Annotated in this window: 1 protein-coding gene; it reads left to right on the forward strand. The window is 63.4% G+C overall.

The window, feature by feature from the left end:
- Positions 1–1,499: DUF1553 domain-containing protein (locus KDL09_RS02940; RefSeq protein ID WP_294381132.1), on the forward strand; the 1,499-nt coding region annotated here is incomplete at its 5' end.
- Positions 1,500–1,768: the final 269 nt, after the last annotated feature.

Genomic DNA, 1,768 nt, shown 5'->3' on the forward strand with positions numbered 1-1,768 from the left:
CGAAGCCCAGCGACGTGCGCGTCTTCGTGCGCGGCAATCCGGCCCGCCAGGGCGATCCCGCGCCGCGTGCGTGGCTGACGATGTTCGGCGGCGAGAAGTTCACCGATGGCAGCGGCCGTCTCGAACTGGCGAAGCACATCGCCAGCAAGGAAAACCCGCTCACCGCGCGTGTCATCGTGAACCGCGTGTGGCTGCAGCATTTCGGCAAGCCGCTCGTCTCGCAGCCGAGCGACTTCGGCGTGCAGACGCCAAAGCCGGTGCAATCGGAGCTGCTCGATTACCTCGCCGCGACCTTCATGGAAAACGGCTGGAGTTTGAAGAAGCTCCACACGCTCATCCTCACCAGCCGCACCTATCAGCAGAGCAGCCACGCGACGCCGGACAAGCTCACCAAGGATGCGGACAACGAACTGCTCAGCCGCTTCAACCGCCAACGCCTCGACTATGAGACGATGCGCGACGCGTTGCTCGCCGCGACCGGCGAGCTCAACACCGCCAAGCATGGCGGACGTGCAGTCGAGCTGAACGCAAAGGACGCCGACACTTTCCGCACGGTCTATTTGAAGGTCGATCGTTACGATCAGGCCAGCGTGCCTGCGATGTTTGACTTCGCGAATCCAGACAGCCACAGCCCGCAGCGTTTCAACACCACCGTGCCGCAGCAGGCGCTGTTCCTGATGAACAGTCCCTTCATGCGCGCCCGTGCCGATGCCATCGCCAAAGAGACGCCGCAGAACGGCACCACGCTCGATTCCGAGGCCGTTCGCGCGCTGTATCATCGCGTTCTCGCCCGCGATCCGAAGCCGGACGAAGTCGATCTCGCCCAGCGCTTCGCCGCGGACGCCACGGAGTTGAACGCCGAGAAGCCCTTCCGCTGGAGCTATGGCGCGATGAAGTTTACTCGCGGCCCCGATGGCAAACCTGCCTTCAGCGAATTCCAGCCCTTCACCCATCTCACCGAACGCGGCGGTGGCGGCCAGCGCATCTGGAGCCCGGTGGCGAAGATTCCGGACCCGGACCACACCTGGGGCCACGCCTTCTGGGCAAACTACGGCGGCCACGCGGCGCCTGAAACTTATGTCGTTACCGCACGCTGGCATGTGCCGGCAGACATGAAGGTGACCATCGACGCCACCCTCAGCCGCAGCAGCGATCGCGGCGACGGCGTGCGTGCCTGGATCTACAACAGCCGCACTGGCATCCTCTCCGAATACTTCTGCACTCCGAAGAACAAAAAGGTGCCCACGCACCTCACCGCCGACATGAAGAAAGGCGACGTCCTGAACTTCGTCGTCCACGACGAGAAGGGCACCGACAGCGACAGCTTCGACTGGCAGCCGCGCATCACGCGCACCGACAACGGCGAACTCCTCACCGACGCCAAAAATGACTTCTGCGACTCCTCCCGCTGGCCCTTTGGCCGCCAGAAACCGCAGAGCGCCCTCAGCCAGCTCGCTCAGGTGCTGCTCATGAGCAACGAGTTCATGTTTGTGGACTGAGGTTCCTATGATCCCTGCCCGGGGCATGGAGTTTCCTGCCCGGGCTGGCCGTTCCGGCCGCGAAATGGCAAGATCAGCCGTTCCTTGTCGTATTCGCACCTGATATTGCCTTAAACCTCGCACCCAACGCACGCCATGTTCCGCATTCCTGGAGTCCCCGGTAAAGACCTCTGTGACACCCATCTCGGCAGCACACGCCGCGACATTCTGCGCGTCGGCGGCGCGGGGATCATGGGGCTGACGCTCAACAACATCCTTCGCGGCCAGGC

The organism is Prosthecobacter sp., from assembly GCF_020439865.1.
In the GTDB taxonomy this organism is placed as follows: Bacteria; Verrucomicrobiota; Verrucomicrobiia; order Verrucomicrobiales; family Verrucomicrobiaceae; genus Prosthecobacter.